This is a genomic window from Cupriavidus basilensis OR16, assembly GCF_000243095.1.
Classification (GTDB): domain Bacteria; phylum Pseudomonadota; class Gammaproteobacteria; order Burkholderiales; family Burkholderiaceae; genus Cupriavidus; species Cupriavidus basilensis_D.
This window is the reverse complement of sequence record NZ_AHJE01000099.1, coordinates 1-16761: the sequence shown is the minus strand read 5'-3', so window position 1 is coordinate 16761 and position 16761 is coordinate 1. Positions and strand designations below refer to the sequence as shown.

Below are 16761 nucleotides of genomic sequence, written 5' to 3'. Positions count from 1 at the left end.
TCAAGAATCTTATGCCTAGCTGCGAGGCAGTGCCGCACGCAACTCGTCAGGGGAAACCCTGCCCATTTTGCGGTAACTGACCGTGCCATCTGGCGCAATGATCACTGTGTAGGGCAGGCCGCCGGCCGCGTTGCCGAAATTACGCGACAGCTCCGTGCCGGCAAAACCAGCTACGGCAAGCGGGTAGGAGACGGGGACTTTCTTGATGAACTGCTGGATGTTGTTGGCGGAATCGATACCGATACCGACAAATTCCACTTTCCGTCCCGCGTACTCCTTATGCAGGGTGGTCAGGTCGGGCATTTCTTCCACGCAGGGGCCGCACCAGGGTGCCCAGAAGTTCACAACCACTGTTTTTCCACGAAGTTGCGCGAAATTGATCTGGGCGCCGTCCGGATCCGGCAGTTGCGTGTGCAGGAATGTCTCGACGGCCTCATCGGATGCCGGCTTGGGCGAAAACACATAGTGCCCGGCCAGAGCGCCCGCGGCGGCGGCGACGACGGCTACGGCAAGCCAGACCCAGAGGCGGCTGCGGCGGACGGGAGTGCTGGTGGAAGAGGTCATGGCAGCAAGAAAGATAGCGGCTGATGGAAGGGGTAAGGACCCGGAGGGCTCCGTGGGGAACGTGGCTGGCTTCGCCCGCGTTCCCGCTCAAGGCAAGGGTGGCGCTCAGGCCGCCGCGGGCGCGTCGGGCACCTGGGGTGCCGCCGCTTCGGCGGCCGCCAGCAGCGCCAGCACCGCGTCCACGTCGGCACGGGCCACCCGGCCGCTGGCTGCGGCCCGGACTGCGCCGCGTTCGTCATCGGCATCATACAGCGCTATATGAATGCCAACGGGCTGGCCAAGTTCCGCACGGATCTCGCCTGCCAGCAGGCGCGCGTCGCGCAGGGCCGGCCACTGCCCCTTCCAGAGGAAACTCAGGGTCTCGACCTCGCCGCGGCCGGCAAAGTGCCGGGTCTCGCTGGTGTCGAAGTCCACGCCAGCATTGAGCAGGTGCAGGGTGAGGTCCTTGGGGCTATCACAGAAGCACTGTAGATAGACGTCGGAATGCTCGGTGGCGGTACCGTTGAGCACGGCCCCGGCCAGGTACGGGCGGAATGCGGCGAGGTCGCGCATGGCAAGCACGGCGAGCCGGCGCAGCAGTGCCAGGACGCGGGGCTGGCTCTCCGAGTGGAACAGCGCCTGATAAAGACGGACCTCCGCCTCAACGGCCTCATTGTCGGGGAGCCACTCTCCCGCCACGCGCACGTCGCCCAGCAGTTGCCGCGCGGCCTTGCGCTTGGCCGTGGCGTAGTCGGTGCCGTCCTCCGCGATCATGCGGGCGGCGGCCTGGGCGATTTCCTCGCGCAGGCGGATGGGGTCGAGCGTGGGGCGGCGGGGCATGGAGGAATGATACCGGAGGGATCGCGGCCTCTCGCGCTAGGGTCTGGATAGGGTCTGGATTTGCTCTTTAGAGTGCTCGGTGACGAGGAGATTCCTTGGCGCCAAGGCTCCGGCCCGGAAATCTGCCGTGCCCGGCAGCGGGCCTTTCCTGCACGGCTTCGCCGTCACCCCCTCAGGTACAATTCTTTCCATCCAGAAGCAACCCGGCCCGGCCGCCCTGGCCCGCCCAATCCTAAATCCCATGCATATTCACATCCTCGGTATCTGCGGCACATTCATGGGCGGCCTTGCCGTGCTTGCCAAGCAGGCTGGCCACCGTGTCACCGGATGCGACGCCAATGTCTACCCGCCGATGAGCACGCAGCTCGAGGCGCAGGGCATTGAACTGATCGAGGGCTTCGATCCCGCCCAGCTGGCGCTGGAGCCGGATCTGTTCGTCATCGGTAATGTGGTCTCGCGCGGCAATCCGCTGATGGAGGCCATCCTCAACCGCAACCTGCCTTATGTCTCCGGCCCGCAGTGGCTCGGCGAGCATGTGCTGCGCGGCAAATGGACGCTGGCGGTGGCGGGCACGCACGGCAAGACCACCACCACCTCCATGCTGGCCTGGATCCTGGAAGATGCCGGCTACCAGCCGGGTTTCCTGGTGGGCGGCGTGCCCCAGAACTTCGGCGTGTCGGCCCGGGTGACCGAGTCCGACTTCTTCGTGATCGAGGCCGATGAGTACGACACGGCGTTCTTCGACAAGCGCAGCAAGTTTGTCCACTACCGTCCGCGCACCGCCATCCTGAACAACCTGGAATACGATCACGCCGACATCTTCCCGGATCTTGCCGCCATCGAGACCCAGTTCCACCATCTGGTGCGCACCGTGCCCGAGCAAGGCCGGCTGATCGTCAACGGCTTTGAAGACAGCCTGGCGCGCGTGCTGGAGCGGGGCTGCTGGAGCGAGACCGAGCAGTTCGGCCTGGGCGACTGGCGTGCCGCCGAGCCTGCCGGAGAGGCTGGCGCCGGGGCTCGCGACAGCGTGACCCAGGACAGTTTCGATGTCTGGTTCGGCGGCGAGCGGCAAGGCCGGCTCAGCTGGGCCTTGCAAGGCACGCACAATCGCATGAACGCGCTGGCTGCGATCGCGGCCGCCCGCCATGTCGGCGTGCCAGCGCCGCAGGCGATCGATTCCTTGTCGCGTTTCGCCAATGTGAAGCGCCGCATGGAAGTACGCGGCGTGGTTGACGGCATCACGGTCTATGACGACTTTGCCCACCATCCCACGGCGATCCAGACCACGCTCGACGGCCTGCGCAAGCGGGTCGGCGCGGCGCGTATCCTGGCGGTCCTGGAGCCGCGCTCCAACACCATGAAGCTGGGCGTGATGAAGGCGCAACTGCCCGCGAGCCTTGAGACGGCCGACCTGGTGTTCGGCTACGGCGCGGCCAGCGGCAAGGATGCCCTGGGCTGGGACCTGGCCGAATCGCTGGCGCCGCTGGGCGCGCGCGCTGCCGCCTTCAGCAATCTTCCCGAACTGGTCCGCGCGGTGCGCGCAGCCGCGCGCCCGGGGGATCACGTCCTGGTCATGAGTAATGGCGGCTTCGGCGGCGTCCACCAAGCTGCTGGACGCCTTTGCCGCAGGTGCTTCCGCCTGAACGGGGCCTGCCATGCTGCTATACCTGCACGGTTTCCGCTCGTCGCCGCAGTCCTTCAAGGCGCGCCTGGTCCAGGAGCGCATGCGTGAATGGGGCGTGGGACGCTATTACGCCTGCCCGGTGCTGAATGTGTCGCCGGCCCAGGCCATCGCCCAGGCCGAAGCGGCCATCGCGGCCTCGCAGGCCGGTGGCGCGCAGCCACTCACCATCATCGGGTCCTCGCTGGGCGGCTTTTATGCGCGCTGGCTGGCCGAGCGCCACGGCTGCCGCGCGGTGTTGCTCAACCCGGCGGTGCATCCCTGGACCGACCTGGAGCGCCACCTTGGCGACCAGCCGCTCTGGCACGGAGGCGGCTCGGTGCGGGTGGAGCGGCATCACCTGGATGAGCTGCTGGCGCTGCGGGTCAAGCCCATCACCCGGCCCGAGCGCTATTTCCTGGTGGCCGCGACTGGCGACGAGGTGCTGGACTACCGCGAGATGCTGGCGGCCTTCCCCGGCGCGCGCACGCGCGTCATCGAGGGCAGCGACCATGGCATCAGCGAATTCGCCGACTACGTCGACGAAGTCCTCGCTTTCTGCGGTTATGGTCCCGCCGGCCTGATCAGCCAGTTCGATCCCGTCGATCCCGTCGATCCCATCGCCCCGGAGCCGCTGGCATGAGCGCGGCATGAACGGGGCGCAATTGCGCCGCAGCGGTTGGCACGCTCATTTGCCCGAAGGTCCCGCTATCAGCGCCAACCTGCGCCGCTGGGTCATCGGTGACGGCTCGCTCACCGCGCGGCTGGTGGCGGCGTCAGGCCACTTCCGGGTGCGCCGCCTGGCGCAGCGCATGGAACTCGCGCTTGCCGATGAATGGCAGGCACTGGGCCTGCCTGCCCGTCGTCGTGCGCTGGCTCGCGAGGTGCTGCTGATCTGTGACGGGGCACCTGCCATCTTCGCCCATACCGTGGTGAAGCCCGACCATGCCCGGCGTGACTGGCCCTTCCTGCGCGGCCTGGGCGAACGCCCGCTTGGCGGCGCGCTGTTCGTCGATCCCCGCGTGCGGCGCGAGCCGTTTGCCTTTGCGCGCTTGCTGCCGCACCACCCGCTGCGGCGTCGGCTCGAACTCCCGGCGGCTCCTGCGAGAAGCCGCCAGGTAGGCAGCCAAAGCCAGATTTTTCCCCACATCGATAATCGCTGACAAGAAGAAGAGACGACCATCATGAAATTGCAGGGACGTGTTGCCATCATCACCGGCGCTGCCGCCGGGATCGGTTTTGCCACCGCGCAGCGCTTCGCCGCGGAGGGGGCGCTGGTGGTGCTTTGCGATGTGCAGGAGGAGCGCGTGCGCGCGGCCGCCGAGACGCTCGCCGCTTCTGGCGCTACTGTGAGCGCCCACAAGGTCGACGTGACGCGCCGCGACGAGGTCGACGCCATGGTGGCGGCTACGCTGGCCAAGCACGGCCGCATCGATATCCTCGTCAATAACGCCGGCATCACCAAGGATGCGCGCTTGACCAAGATGACCGAAGTCCAGTTCGACGCGGTGATCGACGTCAATCTCAAGGGTGTCTTCAACTGCGCGCAGGCCGTGGCCGGCATCATGTCCGAGCAGGGCAAGGGTGTGATCCTGAATGCCTCCAGCGTGGTTGGCCTGTATGGCAACTTCGGCCAGACCAACTACGCGGCGAGCAAGTTCGGCGTGATCGGCTTCACCAAGACGTGGGCGCGCGAGCTTGGCCCCAAGGGTGTGCGCGTCAACGCGGTGTGCCCGGGTTTCGTCGCCACCGAGATCCTGCAGACCGTGCCGGAGAAGGTGCTGGATGGCATGAAATCGTCTTGCTGGCTGCGCCGGCTGGCCGAACCGGCCGAAATCGCCAGCATCTACACCTTCCTCGCCAGCGACGATGCCAGCTACGTCAATGGCGTGGCGATCGAGGCCAGCGGCGGCATGTCGCTGTAACAGCCCGGCCCGCGCCGGTCTCGCGGCCGGCGCGGTGCGGTATCATCTCAGGTCCGGTTGCCGTCTCGCCTGAAGGCGGCCTTGCACCATTTCTCTCACCGGGCCGTTCCCGCAGGCGTCACAAAGCGCCAGGGTGCTTGGTTTACCAAGTGCGGTTCCCGGCATTTCTGAAAGTACCGATCCATGCAGTTGCTGTTCGAAGAAGGCGGCGAGATTCGCGCCGGCACCGTGCTGACCCAGCAGGGCGAGTCGTACCAGGTGGAGTTGCCCGCGGGCAAGCGCACCAAGGTCAAGTCGCGCGACGTACTGCTGCAGTTCGCGCAGCCGTCGGCGATCGAGCTGTTGCGCCAGACTGCCGACCTGGTCGGCGAGGTCGACCTGGAATTCCTGTGGGAATGCGCGTCGGAGGAAGAGTTCGGCTTTGTCGACCTCGCGGCCGAGTACTACGGCGCGGGTGCGAGCGTGGTGCAGCAAGCCGCGCTGGCGCAGACGCTGCACGGCAATCCGGTCTATTTCCGCCGCAAGGGCCGCGGGCGCTACCAGCGCGCGCCGGAAGACCAGCTGAAGGCTGCGCTCGCCGCGCTCGAGCGCAAGAAGCAGCAAGCCCTGGTGCAGGCCGAGTACGAAAACCAGCTCAAGGCCCTGACCCTGCCAGACGCGTACCGCGGCAAGGCACTGCAACTGCTGTTCAAGCCTGACAAGAACAGCCTCGAATACAAGGCGATGGACGCCGCCTGCACCGCGCTTGGCATGTCGCCGATGCGGCTGATGGTGGCGGTGGGTGGCATTGCCAGCCCGCGCGCGCTGCATGAGGCCAAGTTCCTCTCCGAATGCTTCCCCAAGGGCACCGGCTTTCCCGACGTGGCCGTGCCGGAACCCGTCGTTGACCTGCCGCGCGCGGACGTGGAGGCGTTCTCGATCGATGACGTCACCACCACCGAGATCGACGATGCCCTGTCGGTCACGCCGCTGGACGGCGGCAAGATCCGCGTGGGTATCCATATCGCGGCGCCCGGCCTGGGCATCCGCCGTGGCGAGCCGCTCGACGCGGTCGCGCGCCATCGCCTGTCGACGGTCTATTTCCCCGGCGACAAGATCACCATGCTGCCGGATTCGGTGGTGGAGCGCTACACGCTGCAGGAAGGACGCGAGTGCCCGGCCCTGTCGCTGTACGTGGTCTACGACCCGGCCCTGCAGATGATCGTCAGCAGCGAGACCCGAGCCGAGCTGGTCAAGATCGCGGCTAACCTGCGCCACAACCTGCTTGAGGATGTGGTGACCGAGGCCGCGCTGGCTGCCGGCACCGGCGACTACCCGTTCCGCGACGCGCTGACCCAGCTGTTCCATTTCTCCGGCTGGCTGCACGACGAGCGTCAGAAGGCGCGTCTTGCCAGCGGGCTGCGTCCCGAGTCGCACAACCGCGCCGACTACAGCTTCTACATCGACTTGCTGGAAGACGGCGGCGAACGCGTGCGCATCGAGCAGCGCCGCCGCGGCTCGCCGCTCGACAAGATCGTCGCCGAACTGATGATCCTGGCCAACAGCACCTGGGGCAAGCTGCTTGCCGACAACGGTGTGCCGGGCATCTACCGCACGCAGAAGGCCTGGGGCATGAACCGCACCCGCATGCAGACCTACCCGGCGCCCCACGAGGGGCTGGGCGTGGCGCAATATGCGTGGAGCACCTCGCCGCTGCGCCGCTACGTCGACCTGGTCAACCAATGGCAGATCCTGGCCGTCGCCCAGCACGGCATCACGGCCAAGCTGGTGGCGCCGTTCAAGCCCAAGGATTCGGACCTGCTGGCCGCGGTGGCGGATTTCGAAGGCACCTACGCCGCCTATGCCGACCACCAGTCGACCATGGAGCGCTACTGGTGCCTGCGCTGGCTGCAGCAGGAAAAGCGCGAGCGCCTGATGGGCTCGGTGCTCAAGGAAGGCGCGGTGCGCTTTGCCGAGATCCCGCTGGTCACGCGCGTGCCGGAGTTGATGCAGGCTTCGCGCGGTACCCAGGTGCTGCTGGAGATCGGCGCCATCGACGAGATCTCGCTGGAAGTGTCGTGCCGGGTCCTGGAAGTCTTCGCAGGCGAAGGCGAGTTGCCGCAGGAAGAGATGGAACGGGACGACGAAGCCGGCGAGGTGTCGGCACCAAGCCGCCGCTGAAGCCGCGGCCGAGGAGGCCGCCGAAGCCGCTGCCGAGGGCGCGGTCGAGGAGGCAGCCGAAGGTGAGGTCGACGCGGCGGCTGGGGAAACCGGCGACGGCGAAGCCGCGAGTGCGGCGGATGCCACAAGCGAAGGCGCGGCGTCGGACCCAAGCGACACCGGCGCCGGCGGCGCGGGCTGAGTTCCTCGGAAAAAACGAGGCGCTCCCTTACAATCGCAGTCTGAACCGGGGTCCGACCGACCCCGGCCCCAGTTTCGCCCGATCGACGCTTCCCAGCCAACGTCCCGCCCATCGTGAAAGCCGCTTTTTCTCCCCGCCAGTGGTGGAACGCCAGCAGCACGATGGCCAAGGCGCTGGTCGTCTCGTTGCTGGCCCACGCTTTGCTGCTGACCGTGCGCGTGGTGGCGCCGGAGGCGTTCGAGATCAAGCGCACCGATGCCGCGCTCGATGTGGTGCTGGTCAACTCCAAATCGGCGCAGCGCCCGCAGAAGCCCACCGTGCTGGCCCAGGCCAACCTGGACGGCGGCGGCGAGCATGACCAGCAGCGCGCCACCACGCCGCTCCCGGCCCAGACCGTCACCAAGGACGGCGACTTGGTGCGCCAGATGCAGCGCCGCGTGGAGCAGATGGAGCAGGAGCAGCAGCGCCTGATGACGCAGTCGCGCGAAGCCGCGCCGTCGGTGCGCAGCCAGCCGCTCAAGCCCGGCCAGCAGCGCGTGGAAAACCCGCTGCGCGGCCAGGACGAACGCACCTCCCTCGACGAGATGGCCAAGCTCGAAGCGGAGATTGGCCGCAACCTCGAGCAATACGCCAAGCGGCCCAAGCGCTACCAGCTCACCGCCACCAGCGCGCAGGAGGTGGAATACGCGCAGTACTACGACCGCCTGCGCCAGAAGATTGAAGCGCGCGGCACCACCGATTTCCCCCAGCGCAATGGCAAGCCGATCTACGGGCAACTGATCCTGGTGATCAATGTCAACCGGCAGGGCCGGCTTGGCTATAACCGCGATGGCTACAACATCGACGCCATCGACGTGGTCAAGAGCTCGGGCGATCCCGCGCTGGACCGCCAGGCGGTTGCCATCGTGCGCGCGGCGGCGCCCTTCGGCGGGTTCACGGCGCAGATGCAGACGCGCCAGGATATTCTCGAAGTCATTTCCACATTCAAGTTTTCGCGCAGTGGGCTGGAAACTCGCCTGCAGGCCCGATGACGTCATCCCCTACCGCTATGCAATCCCAGACTCCCGCCGACCGTTACGTCGTGATCGGAAACCCCGTCGCGCACAGCCGCTCGCCCGCCATCCACGCCGCGTTCGCGCAGCAGACCGGTGAGGCTGTCGAGTATGAGCGCTTGCTGGCGCCGCTCGACGGATTCGTTGCCACCGTGCGCGCGTTCTTCGACGGCGGTGGCCACGGCCTGAACGTGACCGTGCCGTTCAAGCTCGAAGCCTATGACTTGGCCGAGCGCCTGACGCCGCGCGCCGAGAGCGCGGGCGCGGTCAACACCATGTGGATCGAGGATGGCGTGATCCATGGCGACAACACCGACGGTGTCGGACTCACGCGCGACATCGAGGTCAACCTCGATACCTTGCTCGAAGGCAAGCGCATCCTGCTGCTGGGCGCGGGCGGTGCTGCCATGGGTGCCATGCTGCCGCTGATTGCCTGCCGGCCGGATCGCATCGTGGTGGCCAACCGCACGCCCCAGCGCGCCAGCGACATCCTGGAAAACGTGGCCCAGCAAGCCGACGAGTACGGCGTGGAGCTGTGGGGCGGTGGTTTCGACGCGCTGGCGGGTTTGACCGATGAAGATGCCTGCGACGTGGTCATCAATGCCACCAGCAGCAGCCTGCAGGGCGAGTTGCCACCGGTGCCGGCGGAGCTGCTGGGCAAGGACGTGCTGGCCTACGACATGATGTACGGCGCCGAGCCCACCGTGTTCCTGAAGTTCGCTGCCCAATGCGGCGCGCGCACCAGCGACGGCCTGGGCATGCTGGTCGAGCAAGCCGCCGAAGCCTTCTACAACTGGCGAGGCGTGCGGCCCGCCACCGCGCCCGTGCTGGCCTCGCTGCGCGCGGCGCTGCAGGCCGAAGCCGCGCGCTAAAGCGGTGACCGGCAGGCTCGAACATGGTTGAGCGCAAGCGCACCACCCGTCCCGGGCCCGTTCGCAGTGGCGGTGGTCTCGACCCGCTGCGCTGGCTCGCCTACCTGCTTGGCACGCTGATTGCCGGCGTGCTGGCGATGCAGGTGTATTTCTTCCTGCAGATCGCTGCCTGGCAAACCGTGAACCCGTCGTCGACGGCGTTCCTGCGGGCCGAGCAGTGGCGCCTGTGCGGTTTTCGCTTCTGGAGTTGCCAGGTGGATCGCCGCTGGGTCGGCTATGACGATATCTCCCGCAACCTCAAGCGCGCGGTGATCGCCAGCGAGGACGCCGACTTCGTCAACCATCCCGGCTATGAACTCGACGCCATGCTCGACGCCTGGGAGCGCAACAAGAAGCGCGGGCATATCGTGCGTGGCGGTTCCACCATCACGCAGCAACTGGCCAAGAACCTCTTCCTCTCGTCCGAGCAGCACTACCTGCGCAAAGGCCAGGAACTGGCCGTTACCTGGATGCTCGAGTTCTGGCTCGACAAGCAGCGTATCTACGAGATCTATCTGAATTCGGTGGAGTGGGGCGAGGGCGTGTTCGGCGTTGAGGCCGCCGCCCAGCATTACTTCAAGACCAGCGCCGCCAAGCTGAGCGTGGGCCAGGCAGCGCGCCTGGCCGCCGCGCTGCCCGCGCCGAAGTGCTTTGACAAGAAGGAGTACTGCGCCAATGTGCGAGTGAACTTCAAGGTCAAGGCCAGCATCATCGCGCGCCGCATGGGCGCGGCCACGCTGCCCGACTGAGTCCGGGGCAGCGCGGTTCAGGCGCCGTTCAGCTGAGCCAGCCCTTGCGCTTGAAATACACCAGCGGGATCGCCGCCGACACCGCCATCAGGGCGATGGCCCAAGGATAACCCGCGGCCCAGTCCAGCTCCGGCATGAACTTGAAGTTCATGCCGTAGATGCTGGCGATCAGCGTGGGCGGCATCAGCGCCACCGACACCACCGAGAACAGCTTGATGATCTTGTTCTGGTTGATGTTGATGAAACCGACCGTGGCGTCCATCAGGAAGTTGATCTTGTCGAACAGGAACGCGGTGTGGTTCTCGATGGAGTCGATATCGCGCAGGATCTGGCGGGCCTCGTCCTGCTGCTCGGCCGACAGCAACTGGCTGCGCATCAGGAAGGACACGGCGCGGCGCGTGTCCATCACGTTGCGGCGGATGCGGCCGTTCAAGTCTTCTTCGCGGGCGATGGTTTCCAGCACGTCGGCCGCGGCGGCATCGGTCACGTTCTCCGCCAGCACGCGCTTGCTGGCCTCTTCCAGCCGCTCGTAGACTTCCTCGATGGAGTCCGCCGAGTATTCGGCATCGGTGGCGTACAGGTCCATCAGCACGTCCTTGGCGTTGCGCACCGAGCCCGGGCGCATGCGCGCGCGCAGGCGCACCAGCCGGAACACCGGCAGGTCTTCGTCGTGGATGGAGAACAGCACGTCGCGGGTCAGCACGAACGCCACGCGCACGTTGCGCGAGATGTCTTCCTCGTCGAGCAGGAAGTCGGTGCGGATGTGGATGTTCTCGTCCTCGCCTTCGAAATAGCGGGCCGAGGCTTCCAGGTCGCCGAGGTCCTCCAGCTCCGGCAGGGCTACGCCGTAGGCTTCCTTGATCCAGGCGAGTTCCTCGTCATCGGGGCTGATGACATCGATCCAGATCGGCTTGTGCTGCAGAAGTTCATTGCGATCGTCGACCTGCTCCTGTGCGAGCCGGCCTTTCTGCAGGACGAACAGGTTGATCATCCCAGGGCTTCCTTGTTGCGTTTGGTGAAGAAACGCGCAGGCTTGGCTGGCCGGCCATGGGGCGAGCCCATGCTTCGCGCGAAAACGGCGAAGCGTAGGGCCGCTGGCAAGCGTGATCGCGCTGTGCGCTTGGGGCGCGCAAGGCGATGGCGTTTGCCGTTCATGGCTGGCAAGCCGGGGGAGGGATTAGTCCGGGACGAAGCGGCGCGCAGCGGCGGCCGTCAGGAGCACGGAAGAACACTCACCCGCAGTATGTGCTGCGGGCGAGTCCGACGAGGCGGTGGAGCGGGATAGTCCGGCTCCGGCGGTCGTCGTTACGCAGCCCGCAGTGACATGGCATTCGGTGCGATCGCAATCTGGCTGCGGCAACTCGAACACCCGATGCTACTGCCCACGTAGTTTCTCCGGGATTATGATGGCCGCGAGTGTAGCCCAACGAGGGGGGCTTGTTAAGTGAAATCTGGGTGAACGCGGGCGAGGGCGGGCGCCGGTGCGCGGGGCGCCCGTCATGCCGCGCGCGGCCCGTCGCGCCAGCGCCGAAGCAGCGGCGCGAGCAGCACCGAGGCCAGCGCGGCAAACATCAGCACAATGGCGGTGTAGTCCTGCCAATGCGGCTGCTCCCCCAGCATCCACATGCCGGAAAACACCCCGACCACCGGGATGAACATCATCGATAGCCCCGACACCACCGGCGGCAGGCGGCGCGCCAGCATGAACCACACCAGGTGGCAGAACGCGAACACCACCACCGCGTTATAGGCGATCGCGCTCCATTCCACAGCGTTCGGCAGGCGCCAGCCTCGCTCGAACAGCAGCGTGCCGAGCAGCAGGAAGGGCAGGGTGACCACCAGCATCCAGAACGTCAGCACGCCGACCGGCAGCTCGGTCTTGCTGCGCTTCATCATCTGCGTGCCGTAGCCCCAGCCGGCCGCCGCGCCCAGCATCAGCAGGGTGCCGCCGGGGCTGCCGGCCAGCGCCGCGATCTCGCCGGACAGCAGCAGGACGGTGCCGGCCAGCGCGCAGGCAATGCCGGCCCAGGCCGCCGCGCCGATGCGCTCGCGAAACAGCACCAGGCCCCAGACCACGGCCCAGATCGGCATGGTGTACCCGAGGATGGCGGCGCGCCCGGACGACAGCATCTTGACGGCGCAGATGGCCAGCAGGTGCCAGATCACCATATTGGGAATCGCCAGCTTGATCACGCTCGGCCACTGCCCGGGCGGCATGCGCAGCGATTCGCCGCGCAGGCGCAAGGCCAGCCCCAGCGCCAGCACGCCGCCGGCCATGCAGAGCAGGCGAAATCCCATGGCCGGGAAGTGCGCCACGCCGAGTTTCATGATGGGCCAGTTGATGCCCCAGGCAAGCGTGAGGATGACGAGCAGCACCAGGCTGCGGCGATCGAGATGCATGGCGGACTGGCGGCTGTGTGCGACGCCGCTCTTTGTATCGAGGAAGAACGGCAGAAGATAGCACGCAGCGGGTAAAATCGCAGGCACGACAGTTGCCGCGGGGGAGCGCCGACCCGGCTTGACAAGCCCGGCGCGCAGCCGATGCGGCCGACCCAGATTAGCGAGCACCCCATGACCTTCACCGAGCAGCTTGCTGCAGCCTGGCAGCGCAACGATTCCCTCCTCTGCGTCGGGCTAGATCCCGACCCGGGCAAGCTGCCCCTGTCCATGACGGGCACGGGCGGCGCGATCTTCTCCTTTTGCCGCGAGATCGTCGACGCCACCGCCGACCTGGTCTGCGCTTTCAAGCCGCAGATCGCCTATTTCGCGGCGCAGCGCGCCGAGGACCAGCTCGAGCAGCTGATCGCTTATATCCATGACGCCCACCCCGGGATTCCCGTGATCCTGGACGCCAAGCGCGGCGACATCGGCTCGACCGCGCAGCAGTACGCCATCGAAGCCTTCGAGCGTTACCGGGCGGACGCAGTCACGGTCAATCCCTATATGGGCCTGGATTCGCTGGAGCCGTACCTGGCCTATCCGGATCGCGGCGTGATCGTGCTGTGCCGCACCTCCAACCCGGGCGGCTCCGACGTGCAGTTCCTGCCGGTGGATGGCAAGCCGGTGTACCAGGTGGTGGCGGAGGCAGCCGCCACGCGCTGGAATACCAATGGGCAGATGGCGTTGGTGGTGGGGGCGACCTTCCCCGCGGAGATTGCCAAGGTGCGCGAGATCGTGGGCGACATGCCGCTGCTGATCCCCGGCATCGGCGCCCAGGGCGGCGATATCGAGGCCACCGTGCGCGCGGGGCGCACCGGCGCTGGCGCCGGCATGATGATCAATTCGTCGCGCGCCATCCTCTATGCCAGCCGCGAGAAGGATTTCGCGGCTGCGGCGCGCAACGTCGCGTTGCAGACGCGCGAAATCATCAATCGCTTTCCGGCGGCCATCCGGCCGCCGCATGCCTGGCCTCAGGCCTCGTTGCGGACCAGTTCGAGCAGGCCGCGGATCGCGTATTCCGCGGCCTGGCGGCGGATCTGCTGCCGGTCGCCGCGAAAGCGCTGCGTTTCCATCTTGGTGGTGATGCGGTTGCTCCAGCCGAAGCACACCATGCCTACCGGCTTTTCCGGCGTGCCGCCGGTCGGGCCGGCCACGCCGGTGATCGACAGCGCCACCTGGGCACGGCTGTTGAGCAGGGCGCCTTCGGCCATGGCACGCGCCACTTCCTCGCTGACCGCGCCATGATCGCGGATCAGCTTGGCCGGCACACCCAGCATGGTCGACTTGGCCTCGTTCGAGTACGTGACGAAGCCTCGCTCGAACCACCCTGACGAACCCGATACATCCGTAATGGCAGCGGCCACCAGGCCGCCGGTGCAGGATTCCGCCGTGGCGAGCAACAGCGACTTCTCGTTCAGCGAGATTCCTACCTGGACGGCGAGTTGGTCGAGCAAGCGGCTGACGGGCATGATGGCGGTTCAGTAGATGGGGTTGGGGGAACGGCGGATTACAGCGAACGCCACAGGGCGAACACCAGCAGCGTGTAGAAGGCAGCCATGATGTCGTCGAACATCACGCCGAAGCCACCGCGCAGGCCGGGCCCCTTGAGCGTGCGGTCGAGATGCCCGATAGGCGCGGGCTTGACGATATCGAACAGGCGGAACCACAGGAACGCCGCAAGCTGGCCCCAGAATCCGGTCGGCATGACAAAGGCCATGACCAGCCAGAACGCCACGATCTCGTCCCAGACCATGCTGCCGTGGTCATGCACGCCCATGTCGCGCGCGGTGCGCGCGCAGGCCCAGAGCCCCAGCATGAAGCTGCCGACGATCAGCCACAGCCAGGTTTCCGGCCGTACCCACATCGAGATCACCAGGTAGGACAGCCACGCGTACAGCGTGCCGACCGTGCCGGGCCCGACCGGCGATAGTCCCGAGCCGAAGCCGAGCGCGATCAGGTGAGCAGGGTGCGAGAGCATGAAGCGCGCCGTGGGGCGTGTGACCTTGGCGGCCTGGCCGGCTTCCAGGGTCAGGGCGGGATCGTGCGCGGTAGGCCCGGGCGGGTAGGCGGACATCGGGGGTTGGCTCGTCTGGTTCGGATGGGGTGATTCCGGACAGCGTGTCCGGGCAAGGTCTGGCGCCTCGCATGGCTGCATGATGACATGGCGCACGCAAGCTTGTCAGGGGGAAGCGAAGTGGTCGAAGCTGGTGCCGTGGTAAGCGCTCGGGTTGCCCTCGCGGTCGACCAGGCGCAGGCCGGCCTCGGGCGTGATGGCGCCGACACGCGTCACCGCCAGTCCGAGCCGCGCGCCGATGGCGGCAATGCGGTCGCGTTCGCCCACCGGGGCGGTAAAGCAGAGTTCGTAGTCGTCGCCGCCGGCCAGCGTGCACTCCAGCTGGCGCGCCTCCGGCTGGCTGGCCAGCACCGTCGAGCGGGGCAGGGCGTCGACGTCAAGCAGGGCGCCGACCTGGGAGCGCTCCAGGATATGGCCCAGATCGCCAACCAGGCCATCGGAAATATCGAGTGCCGCATGCGCCACGCCGCGAAGGGCCATGCCCAGCGCGATGCGCGGCGTCGGCGTGTCCATGCGCGGGCGCACCTGGCTGAAGTCGGGCTCAGGCAGCAGCCATTCGCCACGGAAGTCGCCCAGCGCCAGGCGGGCGTCGCCGAGCGTGCCGGAGATCCAGATATCGTCGCCGGGGCGTGCGGCATCGCGTCGCAGCGCCTTGTGCACGGGTACGTCGCCGAACACCGTCAGGCTGAGCGTGAGCGGGCCGCGCGTGGTGTCGCCGCCGATCAGTTCACAGCCGTGGGCATCGGCCAGTTCCAGCATGCCGGCAGCCAGTTCGGACAGCCACGCGGCTTGCGCATCGGGCAGCGCCAGCGCCAGCGTGAACGCGCGGGGCTCGGCGCCCATGGCCGCCAGGTCCGACAGATTGACAGCCAGCGCCTTGTGGCCAAGTGAGCGCGGCGCCACGTCCGGGAAAAAGTGCCGCCCGCTGACCAGCATGTCCGTGCTGATGGCAAGGTGAGAAACGCAAAGGTGCCTCGCGCAAAACGCTTATTGTGAAATAATATTTCACAATATAAAATGTCAGGTTCCAAAGGAAGAGACCGCGGGTACGTGGAGCCGACCCGCCATTTCGTTTCCCACAACGTGATTAACGGCTCCACCGACCGGAAGATGCGCCGATGACCAGTCCCCAGCAGCCCACGCCCCAAGACGACCTGAAGCAGCAGCAGCGTGAGGCGCTGCGCAAAGCTGCCCTGGAATATCACGAGTTTCCGACCCCGGGCAAGATTTCCGTCACGCCGACCAAGCCGCTGTCCAACCAGCGCGACCTGGCCCTGGCGTACTCGCCGGGCGTTGCCTACGCGTGCGAGGAAATCGTCGCCGATCCGCTCAATGCATTCCGCTACACCGCCCGCGGCAACCTGGTGGGCGTGATCACCAACGGCACCGCCGTGCTGGGCCTGGGCGATATCGGCCCGGCGGCTTCCAAGCCGGTGATGGAAGGCAAGGCTGGCCTGTTCAAGAAGTTCGCCGGCATCGATGTGTTCGATATCGAGCTCGACGAGAAGGACCCCGAGAAGCTGGTGCAGATCATCGCCGCGCTCGAGCCCACCTTCGGCGGCATCAACCTGGAAGACATCAAGGCACCGGAGTGCTTCTACGTCGAGCGCAAGCTGCGCGAACGCATGAAGATTCCAGTCTTCCACGATGACCAGCATGGCACCGCCATCGTGGTCGGCGCAGCCGTGGTCAACGGCCTGACCGTGGTCGGCAAGGATATCGGCAAGGTCAAGCTGGTGGCCTCCGGCGCGGGCGCCGCGGCGCTCGCCTGCCTGGACCTGCTGCTGGACCTGGGCCTGAAGCTAGAGAACATCTGGGTGACCGACCTGGCTGGCGTGGTCTACGAAGGCCGCACCGAGCTGATGGACCCGGAAAAGGCCCGCTTCGCGCAAAAGACCGACAAGCGCAAGCTGGCCGAAGTGATCGAAGGCGCCGACATTTTCCTGGGCCTGTCCGCCGCTGGCGTGCTCAAGCAAATCCTGCCGGAGCTGGTCAAGGAAGTGCGTCCGGACGCGGTCATCGCCACCGGCCGTACCGACTACCCGAACCAGGTCAACAACGTCCTGTGCTTCCCGTACATCTTCCGTGGCGCGCTCGATTGCGGCGCCACCAAGATCACGGAAGCCATGAAGCTGGCCTGCGTCAAGGCCATCGCCGACCTGGCCGAAGCCGAGCTGAACGACGCCGTGGCCGCCGCCTACGGTGGCCAGGAACTGAAGTTCGGCCC

Annotated in this window: 13 protein-coding genes and 4 pseudogenes; 10 read left to right on the top strand and 7 right to left on the bottom strand. The window is 66.8% G+C overall.

Translation table 11 applies throughout. The features are described 5' to 3' along the window. Positions 1–15 precede the first annotated feature (15 nt). Together OR16_RS30175 and OR16_RS30170 are read right to left on the bottom strand one after the other, a co-directional pair. Positions 16–564: a TlpA family protein disulfide reductase gene (locus OR16_RS30175; protein WP_006162460.1), complete on the bottom strand. Its 549-nt coding sequence runs from the start codon at positions 562–564 to the stop codon at positions 16–18. Positions 565–669: 105 nt separating this feature from the next. Then, positions 670–1383 carry a hypothetical protein gene (locus OR16_RS30170; RefSeq protein WP_006162459.1) on the bottom strand — a complete coding sequence of 238 codons (714 nt, stop codon included), beginning with the start codon at positions 1381–1383 and terminating at the stop codon, positions 670–672. A 241-nt stretch (positions 1384–1624) separates the two neighbouring features. Here OR16_RS30170 and mpl point away from each other — a divergent pair, with 241 nt between their 5' ends. From mpl to mtgA, 8 genes and pseudogenes are all read left to right on the top strand, one after another. After that, on the top strand, positions 1625–3115 hold the full coding sequence (gene mpl, locus OR16_RS30165) for a UDP-N-acetylmuramate:L-alanyl-gamma-D-glutamyl-meso-diaminopimelate ligase (RefSeq protein ID WP_006162458.1): 1491 nt from the start codon (positions 1625–1627) through the stop codon (positions 3113–3115). Next, entirely contained in the window at positions 3039–3686 is a 648-nt protein-coding gene (locus tag OR16_RS30160; protein WP_006162457.1) for a YqiA/YcfP family alpha/beta fold hydrolase, read from the top strand. Before mpl ends, OR16_RS30160 begins: the two co-directional genes overlap by 77 nt. A gap of 7 nt (positions 3687–3693) precedes the next feature. Then, positions 3694–4140, top strand: a pseudogene (locus tag OR16_RS30155) (chorismate--pyruvate lyase family protein); the annotation flags it as partial. 87 nt (positions 4141–4227) lie between these two features. After that, the gene (gene fabG, locus OR16_RS30150) at positions 4228–4968 is read left to right on the top strand and encodes a 3-oxoacyl-ACP reductase FabG (RefSeq protein ID WP_006162455.1); all 741 of its coding nucleotides are present in this window, start codon (positions 4228–4230) and stop codon (positions 4966–4968) included. A 183-nt stretch (positions 4969–5151) separates the two neighbouring features. Beyond that, a pseudogene (locus OR16_RS30145) lies at positions 5152–7309 on the top strand (ribonuclease catalytic domain-containing protein). A 161-nt stretch (positions 7310–7470) separates the two neighbouring features. After that, positions 7471–8340, top strand: a complete 870-nt coding sequence (locus OR16_RS30140; RefSeq protein WP_006162453.1) for an energy transducer TonB — start codon at positions 7471–7473, stop codon at positions 8338–8340. Beyond that, positions 8337–9233 (top strand): shikimate dehydrogenase, encoded by an 897-nt coding sequence (gene aroE, locus OR16_RS30135; RefSeq protein WP_043421750.1) that lies wholly within the window; start codon positions 8337–8339, stop codon positions 9231–9233. The genes OR16_RS30140 and aroE overlap by 4 nt, the downstream gene beginning before the upstream one ends. A gap of 86 nt (positions 9234–9319) precedes the next feature. Next, entirely contained in the window at positions 9320–10021 is a 702-nt protein-coding gene (gene mtgA, locus OR16_RS30130; RefSeq protein ID WP_043421770.1) for a monofunctional biosynthetic peptidoglycan transglycosylase, read from the top strand. A 28-nt stretch (positions 10022–10049) separates the two neighbouring features. On the opposite strand, the gene corA is transcribed toward mtgA, so the two are convergent. After that, positions 10050–11012: a magnesium/cobalt transporter CorA gene (corA, locus tag OR16_RS30125; RefSeq protein ID WP_006162450.1), complete on the bottom strand. Its 963-nt coding sequence runs from the start codon at positions 11010–11012 to the stop codon at positions 10050–10052. A gap of 506 nt (positions 11013–11518) precedes the next feature. Continuing rightward, positions 11519–12421: a DMT family transporter gene (locus OR16_RS30120; protein WP_006162449.1), complete on the bottom strand. Its 903-nt coding sequence runs from the start codon at positions 12419–12421 to the stop codon at positions 11519–11521. A gap of 171 nt (positions 12422–12592) precedes the next feature. Here OR16_RS30120 and pyrF point away from each other — a divergent pair. Continuing rightward, positions 12593–13399 (top strand): annotated as a pseudogene (pyrF, locus tag OR16_RS30115) (orotidine-5'-phosphate decarboxylase); the annotation flags it as partial. A gap of 32 nt (positions 13400–13431) precedes the next feature. Here pyrF and OR16_RS41995 read toward each other — a convergent pair. From OR16_RS41995 to thiL, 3 genes and pseudogenes are all read right to left on the bottom strand, one after another. Then, positions 13432–13929: a CinA family protein gene (locus OR16_RS41995; RefSeq protein WP_006162447.1), complete on the bottom strand. Its 498-nt coding sequence runs from the start codon at positions 13927–13929 to the stop codon at positions 13432–13434. 38 nt (positions 13930–13967) lie between these two features. Continuing rightward, the gene (locus OR16_RS30105; protein WP_006162446.1) at positions 13968–14534 is read right to left on the bottom strand and encodes a phosphatidylglycerophosphatase A family protein; all 567 of its coding nucleotides are present in this window, start codon (positions 14532–14534) and stop codon (positions 13968–13970) included. A gap of 105 nt (positions 14535–14639) precedes the next feature. Next, a pseudogene (gene thiL, locus OR16_RS30100) lies at positions 14640–15491 on the bottom strand (thiamine-phosphate kinase); the annotation flags it as partial. A 161-nt stretch (positions 15492–15652) separates the two neighbouring features. Here thiL and OR16_RS30095 point away from each other — a divergent pair. Further along, the coding region (locus OR16_RS30095; protein ID WP_006162444.1) for a malic enzyme-like NAD(P)-binding protein at positions 15653–16761 on the top strand (1109 nt) is incomplete at its 3' end.